This is a genomic window from Paramagnetospirillum caucaseum, assembly GCF_000342045.1.
Classification (GTDB): Bacteria; Pseudomonadota; Alphaproteobacteria; order Rhodospirillales; family Magnetospirillaceae; genus Phaeospirillum; species Phaeospirillum caucaseum.
The window spans coordinates 1-14,142 of sequence record NZ_AONQ01000060.1 but is presented as its reverse complement, the minus strand read 5'-3'; the positions used below and the strand labels follow the sequence as shown (position 1 = coordinate 14,142).

General features: G+C 52.5%; 17 protein-coding genes. 10 read left to right on the top strand and 7 right to left on the bottom strand.

The genetic code is table 11. The annotated features are described in order from the left end of the window. Positions 1-56: 56 nt before the first annotated feature. The 5 genes from brxL to H261_RS17580 all read left to right on the top strand — a co-directional run bounded on the left by brxL (position 57) and on the right by H261_RS17580 (position 3,948). Positions 57-2,084, top strand: a complete 2,028-nt coding sequence (gene brxL, locus H261_RS17600; protein WP_040476802.1) for a protease Lon-related BREX system protein BrxL — start codon at positions 57-59, stop codon at positions 2,082-2,084. 3 nt (positions 2,085-2,087) lie between these two features. Continuing rightward, entirely contained in the window at positions 2,088-2,408 is a 321-nt protein-coding gene (locus H261_RS17595) for a hypothetical protein (protein WP_008620167.1), read from the top strand. Positions 2,409-2,477: 69 nt separating this feature from the next. Then, positions 2,478-3,125, top strand: a complete 648-nt coding sequence (locus H261_RS17590; protein ID WP_008620165.1) for a 3'-5' exonuclease — start codon at positions 2,478-2,480, stop codon at positions 3,123-3,125. 11 nt (positions 3,126-3,136) lie between these two features. After that, positions 3,137-3,433, top strand: coding sequence for a hypothetical protein (locus H261_RS17585; RefSeq protein ID WP_008620164.1), 297 nt, complete (start codon positions 3,137-3,139; stop codon positions 3,431-3,433). Further along, positions 3,430-3,948, top strand: coding sequence for a phospholipase D family nuclease (locus tag H261_RS17580; protein WP_008620163.1), 519 nt, complete (start codon positions 3,430-3,432; stop codon positions 3,946-3,948). Before H261_RS17585 ends, H261_RS17580 begins: the two co-directional genes overlap by 4 nt. A gap of 17 nt (positions 3,949-3,965) precedes the next feature. Here H261_RS17580 and H261_RS23980 read toward each other — a convergent pair whose 3' ends face one another. The 3 genes from H261_RS23980 to H261_RS17575 form a co-directional block, all read right to left on the bottom strand. Beyond that, positions 3,966-5,051 (bottom strand): sensor histidine kinase, encoded by a 1,086-nt coding sequence (locus H261_RS23980; RefSeq protein WP_081608986.1) that lies wholly within the window; start codon positions 5,049-5,051, stop codon positions 3,966-3,968. Positions 5,052-5,055: 4 nt separating this feature from the next. Continuing rightward, complete coding sequence (locus H261_RS24920; RefSeq protein ID WP_152426945.1) at positions 5,056-5,844, bottom strand: hypothetical protein; 789 nt, start codon at positions 5,842-5,844, stop codon at positions 5,056-5,058. A gap of 67 nt (positions 5,845-5,911) precedes the next feature. Next, entirely contained in the window at positions 5,912-6,613 is a 702-nt protein-coding gene (locus H261_RS17575; RefSeq protein WP_008620162.1) for a DUF7168 domain-containing protein, read from the bottom strand. Between the two features lie 128 nt (positions 6,614-6,741). Here H261_RS17575 and H261_RS17570 point away from each other — a divergent pair, with 128 nt between their 5' ends. After that, the gene (locus H261_RS17570) at positions 6,742-7,227 is read left to right on the top strand and encodes a TspO/MBR family protein (protein ID WP_040476809.1); all 486 of its coding nucleotides are present in this window, start codon (positions 6,742-6,744) and stop codon (positions 7,225-7,227) included. 26 nt (positions 7,228-7,253) lie between these two features. Then, the gene (locus tag H261_RS17565) at positions 7,254-7,610 is read left to right on the top strand and encodes a DMT family protein (protein WP_008620160.1); all 357 of its coding nucleotides are present in this window, start codon (positions 7,254-7,256) and stop codon (positions 7,608-7,610) included. A 141-nt stretch (positions 7,611-7,751) separates the two neighbouring features. Here the strand turns inward: H261_RS17565 and H261_RS23975 are convergent, their stop codons facing one another. Both H261_RS23975 and H261_RS23515 read right to left on the bottom strand, forming a co-directional pair. Next, the gene (locus H261_RS23975; protein ID WP_081608987.1) at positions 7,752-8,354 is read right to left on the bottom strand and encodes a hypothetical protein; all 603 of its coding nucleotides are present in this window, start codon (positions 8,352-8,354) and stop codon (positions 7,752-7,754) included. Positions 8,355-8,577: 223 nt separating this feature from the next. Further along, the gene (locus tag H261_RS23515; protein WP_008620159.1) at positions 8,578-9,126 is read right to left on the bottom strand and encodes a tyrosine phosphatase family protein; all 549 of its coding nucleotides are present in this window, start codon (positions 9,124-9,126) and stop codon (positions 8,578-8,580) included. A gap of 325 nt (positions 9,127-9,451) precedes the next feature. Here H261_RS23515 and H261_RS17555 point away from each other — a divergent pair, with 325 nt between their 5' ends. From H261_RS17555 to H261_RS17550, 3 genes are all read left to right on the top strand, one after another. Then, a complete protein-coding gene (locus tag H261_RS17555) occupies positions 9,452-12,046 on the top strand; it encodes a hypothetical protein (RefSeq protein ID WP_235062971.1) in 2,595 nt (864 codons plus the stop codon). A 37-nt stretch (positions 12,047-12,083) separates the two neighbouring features. Next, entirely contained in the window at positions 12,084-12,392 is a 309-nt protein-coding gene (locus tag H261_RS24915) for a DUF6626 family protein (protein ID WP_152426944.1), read from the top strand. Between the two features lie 88 nt (positions 12,393-12,480). Beyond that, positions 12,481-12,909 carry a hypothetical protein gene (locus H261_RS17550; protein WP_008620157.1) on the top strand — a complete coding sequence of 143 codons (429 nt, stop codon included), beginning with the start codon at positions 12,481-12,483 and terminating at the stop codon, positions 12,907-12,909. 41 nt (positions 12,910-12,950) lie between these two features. Here H261_RS17550 and H261_RS17545 read toward each other — a convergent pair whose 3' ends face one another. Continuing rightward, positions 12,951-13,826, bottom strand: coding sequence for a DNA adenine methylase (locus H261_RS17545; RefSeq protein WP_008620156.1), 876 nt, complete (start codon positions 13,824-13,826; stop codon positions 12,951-12,953). Continuing rightward, the coding region (locus H261_RS17540) for a hypothetical protein (protein ID WP_235062970.1) at positions 13,826-14,142 on the bottom strand (317 nt) is incomplete at its 5' end. The genes H261_RS17540 and H261_RS17545, both read right to left, overlap by 1 nt.

Genomic DNA, 14,142 nt, shown 5'->3' with positions numbered 1-14,142 from the left:
CAATCGTTACAGCGAGATCTTACCATCTTGCCGATAAGGACGTTGGAGATCGCAGAATGAGCGACAGCCTTGATGATCTGTTGAACTCCCACTTTGCAGGCAGGGTGGTACGGAAAGACCTGACCAAGCTGGTGAAGGAAGGGGCGAATGTCCCCGTTTACGTCCTGGAATACCTGCTGGGCATGTATTGTGCGTCGAATGACGAGGTGACCATTCGCGAGGGCCTGGAGTCGGTCAAAAAAATCCTGGCCGAAAACTATGTTCGCCCTGATGAAGCCGAGAAGGTCAAATCGAAGATCAGGGAACGCGGCAGCTACAAGGTCATCGACAAGGTGACCGTTCACCTGAATGAGAAGCGGAACGTCTACCAAGCTTTGCTGTCCAACCTCGGCGTCAAGGATGCCGAGATGCCAGACCATTATGTTCGGCAGTACGAAAAGCTGCTGGTCGGCGGTATCTGGTGCATCGTCACCATCCAGTTCTACCACGAGGAAAACCAGAAGGGTTCCCCGTTCATCGTCAGTGATCTGAAGCCGATCCAGATGCCCAACATGGACATGGAGGAGCTATTTGAAGGGCGGAAGGCTTTCGATGAGGCCCAATGGATCGACGTGCTGGTGCGGTCGAGCGGCATGGAGCCAACCACCCTTAGCGAACGGGTGAAATGGCACCTGTTGGCCCGCATGGTTCCGCTGGTGGAGAACAATTACAACGTCTGCGAACTCGGTCCCCGTGGCACGGGCAAGAGCCACATCTACAAGGAAATCAGCCCCAACAGCATCCTGATCTCGGGTGGTCAAACCACGGTCGCCAACCTGTTTTACAACATGGGCCGCAGAACCGTGGGGCTGGTCGGTTTGTGGGATTGTGTCGCCTTTGACGAAGTGGCTGGCATCACGTTCAAGGAAAAGGACGGGGTGCAGATCATGAAGGACTACATGGCATCCGGCTCCTTCGCCCGTGGCAAGGATTCGGTCAGTGCCTATGCCAGCATGGTTTTCGTCGGCAACATCAATCAGCCGGTCGATACCCTGGTGAAGACCAGCCACCTTCTCGCACCGTTCCCTGAAGCCATGATCGATTCAGCGTTCTTCGACAGATTCCACGCCTACATCCCTGGTTGGGAAATTCCGAAGATGCGTCCTGAGTTTTTCACCAACCAGTACGGGCTGATCGTGGACTATCTTGCGGAGTTCTTCCGTGAAATGCGGAAGCGGACCTTCGGCGATGCCATCGATAAATTCTTCAAGCTCGGGAACAACCTGAATCAACGCGACACCATCGCCGTTCGTCGCACTGTGTCTGGGCTGCTGAAGCTGCTCTATCCCCATGAAGGCTACGACAAGGACGCTGTGCGTCGCTGCCTGGAATACGCCCTGGAAACGCGGCGTCGGGTGAAGGAGCAGTTGAAGAAGATCGGCGGCATGGAGTTCTACGATGTGCATTTTTCGTACATCGACATGGAGTCGATGGAAGAGAAGTGGATCAGCGTTCCCGAGCAGGGGGGAGGCAAGATCATTCCCGAAGGACCGTTGAAGCCGGGTGTCCTGCACACCGTGGCAACCGGTGCCGCCGCCCATCTTGGCTTGTATCGATTTGAAACCCAGGTCACGGCGGGGAATGGCAAGCTGACCACCTCGGGGCTGGGATCAAGTTCTGGTGCCAAGGAAGCGGTGAAGGTCGCCTTCGACTATTTCAAAGCCAACCTCACGCGGGTCAGTGGCGTGTCGAAGGCTGGCGATCATGATTTCCACCTGCACACTGTCGAACTTCACAACACGGGTGCCGCCAAGGCGATGACCCTGGCAAGCTTCGTGGCGTTCTGCTCGGCGATCATCCAGAAACCGTTGCAGTCTCAGATGGTGGTGCTGGGTGATATGAGCCTGGGTGGCAGCGTGGTGCCGGTGGAGAACCTTGCCGAATGCCTCCAGGTGGCCTTTGATTCAGGGGCAAAACGCATCCTGATCCCGATGTCTTCAGCAGCGGATATTCCAACCATTCCCGCTGAATTGTTCGCCAAGTTCCAGACCAGTTTCTACAGCGATCCCGTGGACGCGGTGTTCAAGGCTTTGGGGGTAGACTGACCGATGAAAGCCATTCACCTCAAGTGTGAGGACCGGCTGAACCTGACATGCGTCAAGATGCCCGTGTTCGAAAGCGGCTACTGGGACATTTCAGAATCCGACGCCGCTGTGGTTGTCGGCGGCATGATCTATATGCACCAGACGAAGAATGAGCTTTCGTACATGGGCGGAGTTGTTCAGTCGTTCCGTATCGAGGTGCGACCCGAACTCGCACATGCCACGCGAATTATATTCGTGTTCGAGTCCACCAAAGAGGGTCGGGGAGCTAAATGGAAAGGGGCCGATCACGCCATGGCTTGGTATAGCGGCGTGGTTGATGGATGAGCTTTTGCAGGCCATTCCAAGGGTACTTCCGTTGTCATCCTGTGAACGCCTTCTGCATAAGGATTCATAATGCTCACCCTTGATGATCTATCCGATGTTGGGCGTCTGGTTGCCATTGATGCTGAAACCACTGGGTTTCGGGTGCCGACCGCTGCCGAGATCAAGAAGATGCCCAAGGGGCTGCGGTTGCCCGGCATCATGATCGAAATTGGCTGCATAGAATTGCTGCGTGGAGAAGACGGCTGGAAAACTGGTGAAAGCTGGCACCGCCGCATTCAGCCGGGTGGCCCTATCGCCAAAGCTTCCATTGCGGTTCATGGGATCACCCCCGCTGACCTGAAAGACGCACCCCAGTTCCGCGACGTACTGGACGAGTTCGAGACTTTCATCGGCCAGGACATGCTGCTCGCCCATAGTGCCGAAAACGAGATCGAGTTTCTGAATTTCGAATACGCCAGGGTGGGCCGCTGTGGCTTTGATGAAGTCATTTTCTCGGACAATGATTTCGTCTGCACCCAGGACCTATCGCGTCAATTTTTCCCCGGCGTGCCCGGATCGTTGGACGTTCTGTGCGACCGGCTGTGGATCGACCGATCAGATAGATTCGAGCATCATGGTGCCTTGCTTGATGCCATTCTGACGGCAGAAGCCTTCATGAAGATGGCCGGTGGGTTCGTTCAGGATGATACCCGCTACATGAGCTTCGGCGATCAGTAGGTCGGGGTTCTATGGCCACGACTTCCGCTGTCATTACCGCCAACAGGGTCACGCCGGTCGCCAACGCAGGAAAACTCCTGGCACTGGCCGATGTCTCGATCCTAATGGATGGGGTTGAGGTAGTGATCCATGGTGTTCAGGTCCGGGCCGACGTCAATGGAACTGAAGTGACGCTTCCAAAATACCGGGCACCAGACGGGACGTGGATGACGGCCATTTCCTTGCCGGATGAACTCAAAGGCCCCATGGGCGACGTAGTGATGGCCGCCGCAATTGAAGCTGGGATTCTGATGGAGAAGCACCGATGAGTTTCGTTCGGTTTTCGATCTTCGCGGCGACGGTGACCATGCTGATGTCCGCTCATGCCGGGTTGGCCGCTGACCGTCAGATCGATGTCTGCTTCACCCCTGGCATTGACTGCACAGGGAAGGTCGTGGATGCCATCAGTGCTGCTCGACGCACCATCCTGGTCCAAGCCTATTCGTTCACGTCACCGCCTATCGCACAGGCTCTGGTGCAGGCCAAAAAACGTGGTGTCGATGTGCGGGCCGTTCTGGACAAAAGCCAGAGAACGGAAAAATACAGCGGTGCCGATTTCCTGGCGAACAACGGGGTTCTGGTTCAGATCGACGCGGCCCACGCCATCGCCCACAACAAGGTGATGGTGATCGACGGCGGAACGGTCATCACAGGATCGTTCAATTTTACCAAGGCAGCCCAGGAACGGAATGCTGAAAACCTGCTGGTAATTCGTGATCCAGAATTGGCTGCCCAGTACGAAGTGAACTGGGAGAAGCACGCCGGGCATTCTGAGTTGTATTAATTAAGGTGCAATTAGAATTACGGCCTGCCATTCACATCTGATCTCTTTAGCTTCATGGTAACGTGTGTTTTGATGTAAGGAACATTCCTTATTATTTCAGCATCTCCGCTTTGATGTATCGAAATTGTTCCATCGTGATATCTATCAACAAGCTCGCGAACAAAATGGAGGCCGATGCCAAATCCGGACAAGCCAGCCGCGATGGCATTTCGCCCTCGCGTCCCTATGTCAAAAACATTATCAGTTTCATCATCATCAATTTTTGGCCCAATATTGCCGACGGTGACTTCTATCTCGCCCACGCTCTCACTGAATAAAATTGTTACGTCTTTGCCAATTGGTGAATATTTTATGGCGTTCTCCAATAAAATAAACGGCACGACTTCGAAAACGCGAAGCCCGCGTATATATCCATCAGAGTTTCCCGTCATAAGCAGCTTAACGTTTTTTGCATTCGCACGTCGACTCAGGCTTTGAACAGTCTTGAAGAATTTATTATGGACCTTAATGGCTGCATCCTCAGCAAGTGCAAGTGCAGGATTTGCAAAATAATCAAGGAAATCAATTCTGGAGCTAAGTATCTCGGATAGTGCTTGAATGTTTTTAATAATCTCTCTCGCCTCAGCCATATTCATGTATTGATCGGATATTCTGTAGTTAAGGTCTGAAGCAGCACTTTTTATGTCTCTGTTTATTCCTCTAACCTCATGGACGCTGCGAGCCATTAGGCTTCTTACGTCGTCGTTTATCGAGGAAAAAGACACAAAAATACTGCTTATATATTTTTCGACATCCTCCATCTTCGTCTTTATCGATAGTGTTTCAACCCTTCCTGTTGCCGTGCTAATCCCGGAAACCTTAAGCCCGTGCAAGATAAGTTTTGCGTTATGCAGGTCCGGTATAATTCGCACATAAATAGCAAAGCCACTTGGGCATTTCGACCATCCAGGCGGGGCTGACGTGCAGTAGTTGATTGATGCCTTGTTTTTAGCGTTGTCGTTTAACTTGAAAAGCAAGCCATCTTTCTGATCAATTATGCGGCCATCCGATGAGCATAAAATCCATGGAAATGATATTGTATGGAAAAACCTCGGCGTGAGCATCGCACTAACCCTTTATATATTCTTTTGCAATTTCGAACCCAACATCAATGACGGCTTTTTTCAAAATTGCCTTTGCAGTTCCATTAATCTCGAAGCGTGACGCATATGTGTCGAGATCGGATAAGGAGAATGGACGGCCATGCAATGTCTTTTCCACAAATAAATCTTCAACAACAGCAAGTTTGTATGGCGTTAGGCCTGCGTCAAGTAGTCGGTGTCTTAATTTTTTCCATACGATGGCGGGGTTGGCAAGGTCGCTAATGGCAGTGTCAAGCCTCTCGCACCACTCTTCAACATTTGCGTCTTTCCTCAGAAAATAATCAGAAGCCTGGATGCTTCGTTCAATCATGTCCTGCTGGAATCCGCCTCCTGTGTATGCAACAACTATCTTTTCTGGGTAGCTCTTCTTAATCTCTGCAATAATGTGTGCCCCCTGTAACGTGGGATTTAGGCTAACTCCAACGCCGTTTAGGTCGCACAGAACAATATTGAATTTAGAAAGTGCATCAATTGAGTGGATGTCCGGCATGTGCACTATGTCATAATTATTTCTTCGTAAGTTCTCGATTGGAGTAAATGTCTCATCGTCAATGACAACTATCTTAAACTGCGATCTTCCATCAACAAGGCATTTCGAAAAATTCTCATATGTAAACCGCTTTTCAATGTCGTTTACAGTTTTAAACGGCGTGAATCGTGGCCATTGAAAATTCATTTTCACATCCCGCTTAGCAAACAGCATTTTGGCATGGTAGCTCAGTTGGCCTTTTCCGTGAATGTGGAATGGGCTCATTCGGCTCATCGACCTGAATCAATGAGCCGTGTCAGTGTGATAATGCTGCTGCTGGATGGGCGTCCAGCTATTTTGTCATGCGTTTTCCACCGACAGCAGGATGAAGAGCCAGGGATTGACCGGCGGCGTGACCGGCTTCAAACGCACCAGCAGCGAGCTTCTTACCTGATGCCCGGCCACGACGCAGGTTTAGGTCCAGCTTGGCGAATTCTGATTCGACGATGGCGTGGCGGACCACCACCAGATCGCGACCACTGCTGACCCTGTTGGCTTCATTGCGTTCGGCCTTCATGGCGATCAGTTTCTCCCCAATCGACACCGCCATGCCGAACATGAACGATCCCTTTTCGTCCTTGCCGTAACGGAGAATTCGTTGGGCCAGGGCATATTTGACCCAGGCGGTCTGCATGGCAGTGGCGATCACATCGTAGACGTAATGGGCCATCTCGATGCTGGGGCGAAGACCGAAGAAGACGTACCGGATGCCCTTGTCGTCCTTCTCCCGCCAGACCTTGCAATCGCAATATTCGGCAATGGCCGGGATGCATGCTGAGATCGGCTGTCGCTGTTTGCGGTTGGTTTCAATGGTGGACTTTTCACACTGCTCTTCGCGGATTTCCAGGTCCGTCATGGACAGGTCATGGCGATCAAGCAGTTCGGCCACCTTCGCCGCCGCCGCCAAGGCTTCTTCCTCGGTGCAGCCATTGGCGATGGTTTTGGCTCGAAGTGCCTGGAGCCGGGTCTTCAGTTTTTCGAGATCGGTGGTCATGGCCGCAGTGTAGTTCTGCATGGGGCAGAGGGAAACGCCGATGTCGTGATGAATTCAATCGGGGTGCTATGGTTGGCCCGGCATCATGAATGTTGACCAGGATATTTCAGAAGGGCCGCTCCGTGAGCATGAAGTTTCGAAAGACCAATCCCCGGTTTGGCTATCTGGTCGTTTTGATCGTGTTGTGCCTGGGCGTTGCGGGCATCTCCAGCATGGTCACCATTCCCGCTGTCCATGGGTGGTACAAGGATTTGGCTCACCCATCCTTCACGCCGCCTGATGCGGTCTTTGGCCCGGTCTGGACGGCTCTCTACATCATGATGGCTGTGGCGTCCTGGAGGGCTTGGGGGCGTGATCAGTACCAGTGGGATAGCTCATGCATTCGGCTGTTCCTGATCCAGTTGGCGTTGAATTTCGCCTGGAGCTTCCTGTTCTTCAAGTTCCATCTGATCGGTGTGGCGGCGGTCGAGATTGTGGTTCTGGAGATCGCCATCATCGTGACTACGGTGGCATTCTTGATGCGAGACAAAATCGCCGGAATGCTCATGGTTCCATATCTGCTTTGGGTCGGCTTTGCATCGGCTTTAAATATTGGGTTCTGGAGCCTAAATTAATAACCTTTTTGCAAATGAAAGTTCTTATGATGAACTCATCCGCCATCGCCCCAATAATCTTATTAGTAATATCCAATGTTTTCATGACTTTTGCATGGTACGGACATTTGAAATTCACAGACAGAGCTTTGTGGATTGCCATTGTCGTTAGCTGGCTTATTGCATTTGTGGAATATTGCTTTGCAGTTCCTGCGAACAGAATCGGCCATGGAACCTATTCGACCGCAGAGCTTAAAACGATGCAGGAGGTTATTACCCTCACCGTGTTTGCCGGTTTCTCCGTCTTGTACCTGGGGGAGCGACTGACCATAAATCATGCCATCGGCTTTGCCCTGATCTGTGCAGGTGCGTTCTTTGTATTCAAGAGCCCGATCCAGGTGTAATTCGGAGGCATAAAATAATACGGCATCGTTGTTGAACGTTTCCACTCCGACGAAGAATGGCCAGCCCATGTCGGTTTCTCGGACATACAGTTGCGTTTGAAGTAATCCGAGGCCATGGCGTCCAATTATGCTGATGGTCAGTCAGTTTCGAACCCGCTCCACCCAGCCTGGGTCTTCAGGGTATTTTTCCAATAATTTCTGCATCCGCATGATCGCAAATGCGGCAACGTCATCACAATGCTGAATTTTCGCTCCATCATTTTTAATATATCGCATGTCGCGTAATCCGACTTCTGCATAGGTTTGAATGTAACGCGATTCCGACATCACTACGCCATGGGGGATATATCCTCTGGACGGTGAAAACCATAGATCATGGTCATTTAGCCATTGCGTGGATATTTCGGCATAACTACTGATCTTTCTCTCCAGGTTTGAGCAGTATTCACCGCGATCATGGAGGTTCATACCGTTGCTGTCCCGTCCAAGGACAGCCGTTTGCTCCCGGTGCCAGTATCCTGGGGTGTTGATCTCGTCATATGTGAGTGGCGGCGGTGAGGGCTGCGTACCAATGGAGTAATAATTAGGCAGGTTGGGATCGCGTGGGTACACCGAGGGAGGAGCGGCCTTAACCACACCGGCGGCCCCCTTGTCCGTCATATAGAAGACACCTTCCTGTGCAATCGCGGCAGCAGTCGCAGTGAACAGCAAGCTGACTGATAGCATGATGGCTCTTGAATGCATAATGCCCTCCAAGCAATCATGAATACGCGTCAATTCCATTATAACTGTATAAATACATTTATCAATATGCGGGGTGTGTTATGAGATTAAACGATTTTACAATTTCGCCAGAGGATGCTGTTTCTGTTTCACCAGGAAGACTGCCGCCGGTTTATGATGAAACCCTTATCAGATTTGAGGTAATGGCCGTCCTTGATCTGCTCAGAGGTGCATTCAATGATGCTCAACGCCTGCTTGATCTGATTGACCGGCGATCAACTCCTTGCCTTTGACCATCAATCGCAGCAACCATTTGCCCGCCAGCACCAAGAATTCGGTCGGCGAATTTGATGATCAACCGGTTCGGTACCGCTCCGGGCCTAAGTTCCATGATCAGGTCCATGGCTTCTGCCGCAGGTAGGTGCAGGCATGCCAGTAAGAATCCGGCGGCTGTCGAGCGGGATATTCCTGCCCAGCAATGGCATAAAATTCGGCCACCCCTGGGTATCTCTCGACCAAAATCAATGATGGTCTGAGCATGGTCCACGCTGGGGTGTTCGTTCCGTCCCTGTCGATCGAGTGACTTTCCAACCACTCCCCCCATCGCGTGCAAGTCATAAAATCTGAGACTCAGCACCTTGATCGATTCGGGGAAGACCAGTGGATCGTCGTGGTCCTCATTAGGGTCGAGAATCGAGATCACATGGGACGGGTCGAAAGCTTCCATCTCGTCGGCCAACTCATCCAACCCACAGATGGCCATGGTAAACGGAAGATTGGTCTTGATGGTCATGATGCTTCCTCCCATTCTGGCCGGATGAGATCATAACAGGAACATTGAGATTGGGCAAATTGGGGTGGTCTGTGCCGCCAGCCCCACCAGCCTCCTGGGCGGGCTGGCCCATTTCAGGGGTGATTCTGTCAATTTACTTATCTGCGTTCATGCTGAATTTAGAAATTGGCCGCGACGGTGCGGCCCGGCTATACGGGTTTGGCACCCATTTCATATGGAGCCAGCGAATTATCGCTATTGATAAATAGATGTACTGATCGAGCCGCCAACAGATCACAACAATCAAACGCCCGGTTAGGTTCGGGTGATAACCCTCGACAGGAGCTTGGCGGCTCGCACTGTCGAGGGTTTTATTTTTGGTGATATTATGGAGATCAAGGGGAAACGAATTCTCACAGTTTCAAGTCCTGCAAGTGCAGGCAAGACCGACGCCGCCGTCACCTACGCGGTGGATATGGCAGCCAAGGGCCACAAGGTTATCATCGCCCAGCCAACGAAAACCTGCATCGACGAATGGTTTGCCAAGGCTCAGGAACGGGCCAGATCACGGCGAAAGAAGCCAGTGCCGGTCTATCGGTTTGACGGTAGCACCTGTGAAGATGGGCAGGTGATCACCTCCATCATGGGGCATTTGAAATGCCCAGGTGAAGAGGGCCAGGTACTGTTTTTGACCCAGCAGGCGTTGCTGCGGCTGCCATATCTCCACCGGCCTGAACATTGGCATGTGATCGTCGATGAGATTCCTGCCCCCGACGTGATGTTCTGCAAGCACCTTCCACACAACCACGAGATCATCACCTCGGCCATATCGTGGCAGGATTTTTCCGCCGATAACGTCAAGGTCGCAGCAACGGACATTGCCAAACTTCGCCGTCTTGCTGATGGCGATGACGCTGTTGATGCTGAATTCAAAGCCATAGCCCGAGCCATTCTCGATCCAGATTATGATGTCTTCGCCATCAGGGAAAACATCGAACGTACCGTGGCTGGTGACACGGAAAACGGCAAATATCCCCTGTATCTGTTTGGGGTTCTGAAGCCATCGGCATTCACCAAGTTCGCATCGGCGATCATCATGGGGGCACACTTTGAGGAGTCGCTACTTCATCACCTATGGGCGGTCCAGGGTGCGGTGTTCGAGCCGCATCGCCAGTTGACCAATTCCCTTCGGTTTCAACAGCACCAGAACGGTCATCGGGTTTCCATCCATTATTTGGCCGGAGATAGCTGGTCCAAAAAGCTGGGCGGCAAGAAGGTTACTGTCGATGGCACGGAGATCAGCAACACCCTCCTCGGCTTGACCAAGGCCGCCGAACTGGTTGGGGGCCAGCAGTTCATCTATCAGGTGAACAAGGACGCGGAAGATGACGCCAAGGAATTATTCGCCCAGTTGCCCGCGACCGCGTTGCCGCACAAACCCCATGGAATGAATAAGTTTTCCGAATTTCACAATGTCGTGGTGGTGGCCTCGTTCCTGCCAACACCGATGCAATGCCGGTTCTTGTCGAATTTCGGCATCACCCCAGACCAGATCAGAGACGCGATCTGCCATCAAACGGTCTATCAGGCCGTGATGCGGTGCAGTCTTCGTGATCTCCATTGCGATGTACCAGTTCGGGTCGTGGTCACCGACATCGGTGTAGCCCAGTGGCTGGCCGATCAGTTCCCCGGTTGCACCATGGTCCAAGCTCCAGGTGTTCAGCTTGCTCAAAAGGGCAAATGGCAAAGGAAACGGGTCCATGCGGATAACTCAGCCCGAGTCCGGGCATATCGCAAGAGGCAAGATGAGCAGATTTTGGAAGTTGAATTGGCTAATATCTTGCCTGAAATACAAAATGGTAAGATTCCGCCGTTACGATTGGCGAATATATATTATTCACCTATCGTTACATCGAAACATGACCATTTGCCGTTAGCAGACACATCTGCATCTGATTTCATGGATTTGTCGATCCTGGAACGGGAGCTATTCGCTGGAACTTTGTTCCAACACATCCGGGACCCCGACACAACCCGCCATGTTTTGTTGAAATCCATGGATGATATGATCGAGTGGCTTCGCCGATGCCATGGACTGACCTACCAGGACAAGCACAGCAACATACTGATCAGCCCGACCCTGTTCAATCCCACCTTGGGCGACAAGAGCAGGGGAAGGGACAACGCGGTGATCACCTGGGGTATATGGCTCGATGTTGATAAGGGGGATATGCCGTACACCGCCTTCGCCAAGATGTTCGCCGGGAAAATCATGGTGGTCTACAGCACTGCCTCCTCTATCGACAACACCCGCTACCGGGTGTTTATGCCCACCACCGGGTACATGATGGCCGAAACTTATGCAGCCATCTGCAAACAGATCATCAAGGTGGTTCAGTCCAATGGCTATTGCACCCCCAGGCAAAAGAAACGGGGATCGGCAAAGCCATGCCATGGGATCGACCCAAGCAAGCTGTCGGCGGAAAACATGATGTACCTGCCGTGCAAACCCGTGGATGGCAGTGATGGGTTTTTCCAGGTCTTCGACGGCGATCCGATCAATCCCACCCTATGGGTGCAGAACAACATCCTGCCTGTCGATATGCCTCCTCCGGTCTTGATTGCCCTACCAGACGCAGTGCCCATGCCCGAAGATCACTCTCATGCCGCTGCATATTTTGAGAAATTGGTCGCCGCCATCGGTGATGTCGTGCTGGGACGAAACTGCGGCCTATACCGGGCATCGCTGCATGGGTTCGCCATGGCAAGTGCCGGTTTGCTTGACACATGGATGGTGGAAACCCGGCTTGAACAAGCTGCATTCGCTTCGGGATTGGAAAAAAGAGAAATCGGGCCGACCATCAATAGCGGTCGCAACAATTCCAAAAATCAGGTCGGGCGATATCTGGGGTGGGCTGCACGTGGGAACGCAGCAGCTTGATAAATACTCCTGCAACATCAGCAGGAGTAGCGTCGAGATGCGTGAACTACAGGAGATATATGACGAGTTCCATTGCCTTGGAATCGCGAAATCAGGGAGAGAATTTGGTGAATGGCTGAACAGGGGGCAGAGCTACCTGAGTTCATCTAAATCACGGAACCGCAGAATATCGACAGAAGCACTTTTATCATTGATATCAAATGTGACCGGTGTGATAGATGCAACAAATGAAGCCGCCATTGAATGTACAGATGCTGCTCAAGCCATTGAATACAAAGAAGGTGTGAATGCACTCAAGAAGCTTGAAAATGAGGCGTGGACTGAAATTTGGCGTCGTGTCGAGTAATTGGTACTAAAATTATTTGTTTGGCCATCTTGCAAATACTAATTTGACTCCGTAATCTATGTGCGGATGTCAATGCATGGAGGTTACTATGCTCAACTTGAAGTTTTCTGACGCCAAGCGTCCGCTGATCTCGGAGACCCGCAAGAAGTCTGCCCGTGATGTGGTGATCGATGGCATTCAGCATCAGATCGGCCTGTTGTCCGACCAGAATTACAAGGTCGAACGCACCCGGTACACCAAGGATTCCGAGGGTAATGCCATCCGCAAGTCGGTCGCGGCACCGCCCAAACCCTGGTACTGGCGGGCTACCGATGGGAACATCATGGTGCAAGTACGCTACGGCCATGCCGTTGTGGTCGAAATCCAGCCGGGCAAGCCCAGCATCCTGGCGGGCAAAACGGAGAAGGACGTGATCACCGTGCTGACCCAGGTGGTCCAGGCCGTGAAGACCGGCGAACTCGATGCCCAGATCGAGGCGGCGAAGATGAAGGCGAAGCGGAACAGGTCGGGTGAATAGGTCATCAGGATCGGCGTGAAGGATGGGTGAAAATTCAGCCTTCACGCCGCTTCGTTGTGTCGATTTGAAATCCGGTGCAGCAAAGTTCCGATGTCGCGGGCATGGGTTTCGAACAACGGGGTGGTGTAATTCGCCCCGATGATTTCATCGGCGGCAGCATGGCCATTGGCACTGTGATGCATGGAATGGACGATCACATTGTGCCGGGAAAACGCTGCCATGGTGGTGGCGGAACAATTCAACGTCCATAGGCAGGAATGACGGCAGTGGTCGATGGCCGTGGTGAACTCGCCCAGATCGAACTGACCATGGTCGTAGCATTCTTCCCCGGCCACCTCATAAGGCGGATCGGCGAAAATGAAGGCATCCTGACCGTAAGCGGCCATGACCTCGCGATAGTCCATATCGGTGATCTTGACCCCCTGGAGCAGTTCGGCAAAGCCCCACAGGCGGATGATCTTGCTATGGGTGATGGCCTTCCCCGTGATGACGCGGGAATTGGCGAACCCGAAGCACTTCATCTCCGACCCACGAACGATCAGGCCGCGAAGAAAGGCCGATATGGCAAGGTCCATCAGGTCACTGGAATTCCTCCATCCCATCCACAGGTCAAACAATTCCTGGGTTCCACCGCCATGGTCGGCATGGATATCAAGCAGCCGGTTGATGAACGCATCAGCGTCATCTCGTAGCACCCGATGGAACGCCACCACCCGCCGGTCGATGTCATTGATCCAGTACGACCGGCATGGGGCAAACCGGCGAATTTGGTTGAACATGGCACCGCTGCCGACGAAGGGTTCCCGATATTCCAGGAACTCCCAAGGACGAAGCCGAGCCAGAAGTGGTGCAATCTTCGCCTTGCTGCCGGTATAGGCCAGCGGAATGATGTGGTGGTCGGCCAGACGGTACTCCATCACGCCACCTTCTTCATCGAATCCCAGTACCGCACCGGGTGATCGTGGATGACTGGACCGGAACGTTCGTACACATCGATCATCGACGTGGGAAGCGACCGGAGATAATTCGAAAACGGCCTGTGGTTTCCCCAGATCACGAAGGCCAAGCCCTCGGGCATCCGGGATTGAACTTCGATGCCTTTACCATCAATACCCTTCAAGAATCCGACCTTGCCAGCGATGAAGAACACGCAGGCATGTTCACTCACGAATTTCCGCCAGTAGCTCGTGTGGGTGCGAACAGGGATGATGCCGATCACGGTTTCGCACAAGG

Coding starts and splice junctions, on each gene's coding strand:
- brxL (WP_040476802.1), top strand. CDS start 57: ATGAGCGACAGCCTTGATGATCTGTTGAACTCCCACTTTGCAGGCAGG.
- H261_RS17590 (WP_008620165.1), top strand. CDS start 2,478: ATGCTCACCCTTGATGATCTATCCGATGTTGGGCGTCTGGTTGCCATT.
- H261_RS17585 (WP_008620164.1), top strand. CDS start 3,137: ATGGCCACGACTTCCGCTGTCATTACCGCCAACAGGGTCACGCCGGTC.
- H261_RS23975 (WP_081608987.1), bottom strand. CDS start 8,354: ATGCATTCAAGAGCCATCATGCTATCAGTCAGCTTGCTGTTCACTGCG.
- H261_RS17565 (WP_008620160.1), top strand. CDS start 7,254: ATGATGAACTCATCCGCCATCGCCCCAATAATCTTATTAGTAATATCC.
- H261_RS23515 (WP_008620159.1), bottom strand. CDS start 9,126: ATGACCATCAAGACCAATCTTCCGTTTACCATGGCCATCTGTGGGTTG.
- H261_RS23980 (WP_081608986.1), bottom strand. CDS start 5,051: ATGCTCACGCCGAGGTTTTTCCATACAATATCATTTCCATGGATTTTA.
- H261_RS17595 (WP_008620167.1), top strand. CDS start 2,088: ATGAAAGCCATTCACCTCAAGTGTGAGGACCGGCTGAACCTGACATGC.
- H261_RS17575 (WP_008620162.1), bottom strand. CDS start 6,613: ATGACCACCGATCTCGAAAAACTGAAGACCCGGCTCCAGGCACTTCGA.
- H261_RS17580 (WP_008620163.1), top strand. CDS start 3,430: ATGAGTTTCGTTCGGTTTTCGATCTTCGCGGCGACGGTGACCATGCTG.
- H261_RS17550 (WP_008620157.1), top strand. CDS start 12,481: ATGCTCAACTTGAAGTTTTCTGACGCCAAGCGTCCGCTGATCTCGGAG.
- H261_RS17545 (WP_008620156.1), bottom strand. CDS start 13,826: ATGGAGTACCGTCTGGCCGACCACCACATCATTCCGCTGGCCTATACC.
- H261_RS24920 (WP_152426945.1), bottom strand. CDS start 5,844: ATGAGCCCATTCCACATTCACGGAAAAGGCCAACTGAGCTACCATGCC.
- H261_RS24915 (WP_152426944.1), top strand. CDS start 12,084: ATGCGTGAACTACAGGAGATATATGACGAGTTCCATTGCCTTGGAATC.
- H261_RS17570 (WP_040476809.1), top strand. CDS start 6,742: ATGAAGTTTCGAAAGACCAATCCCCGGTTTGGCTATCTGGTCGTTTTG.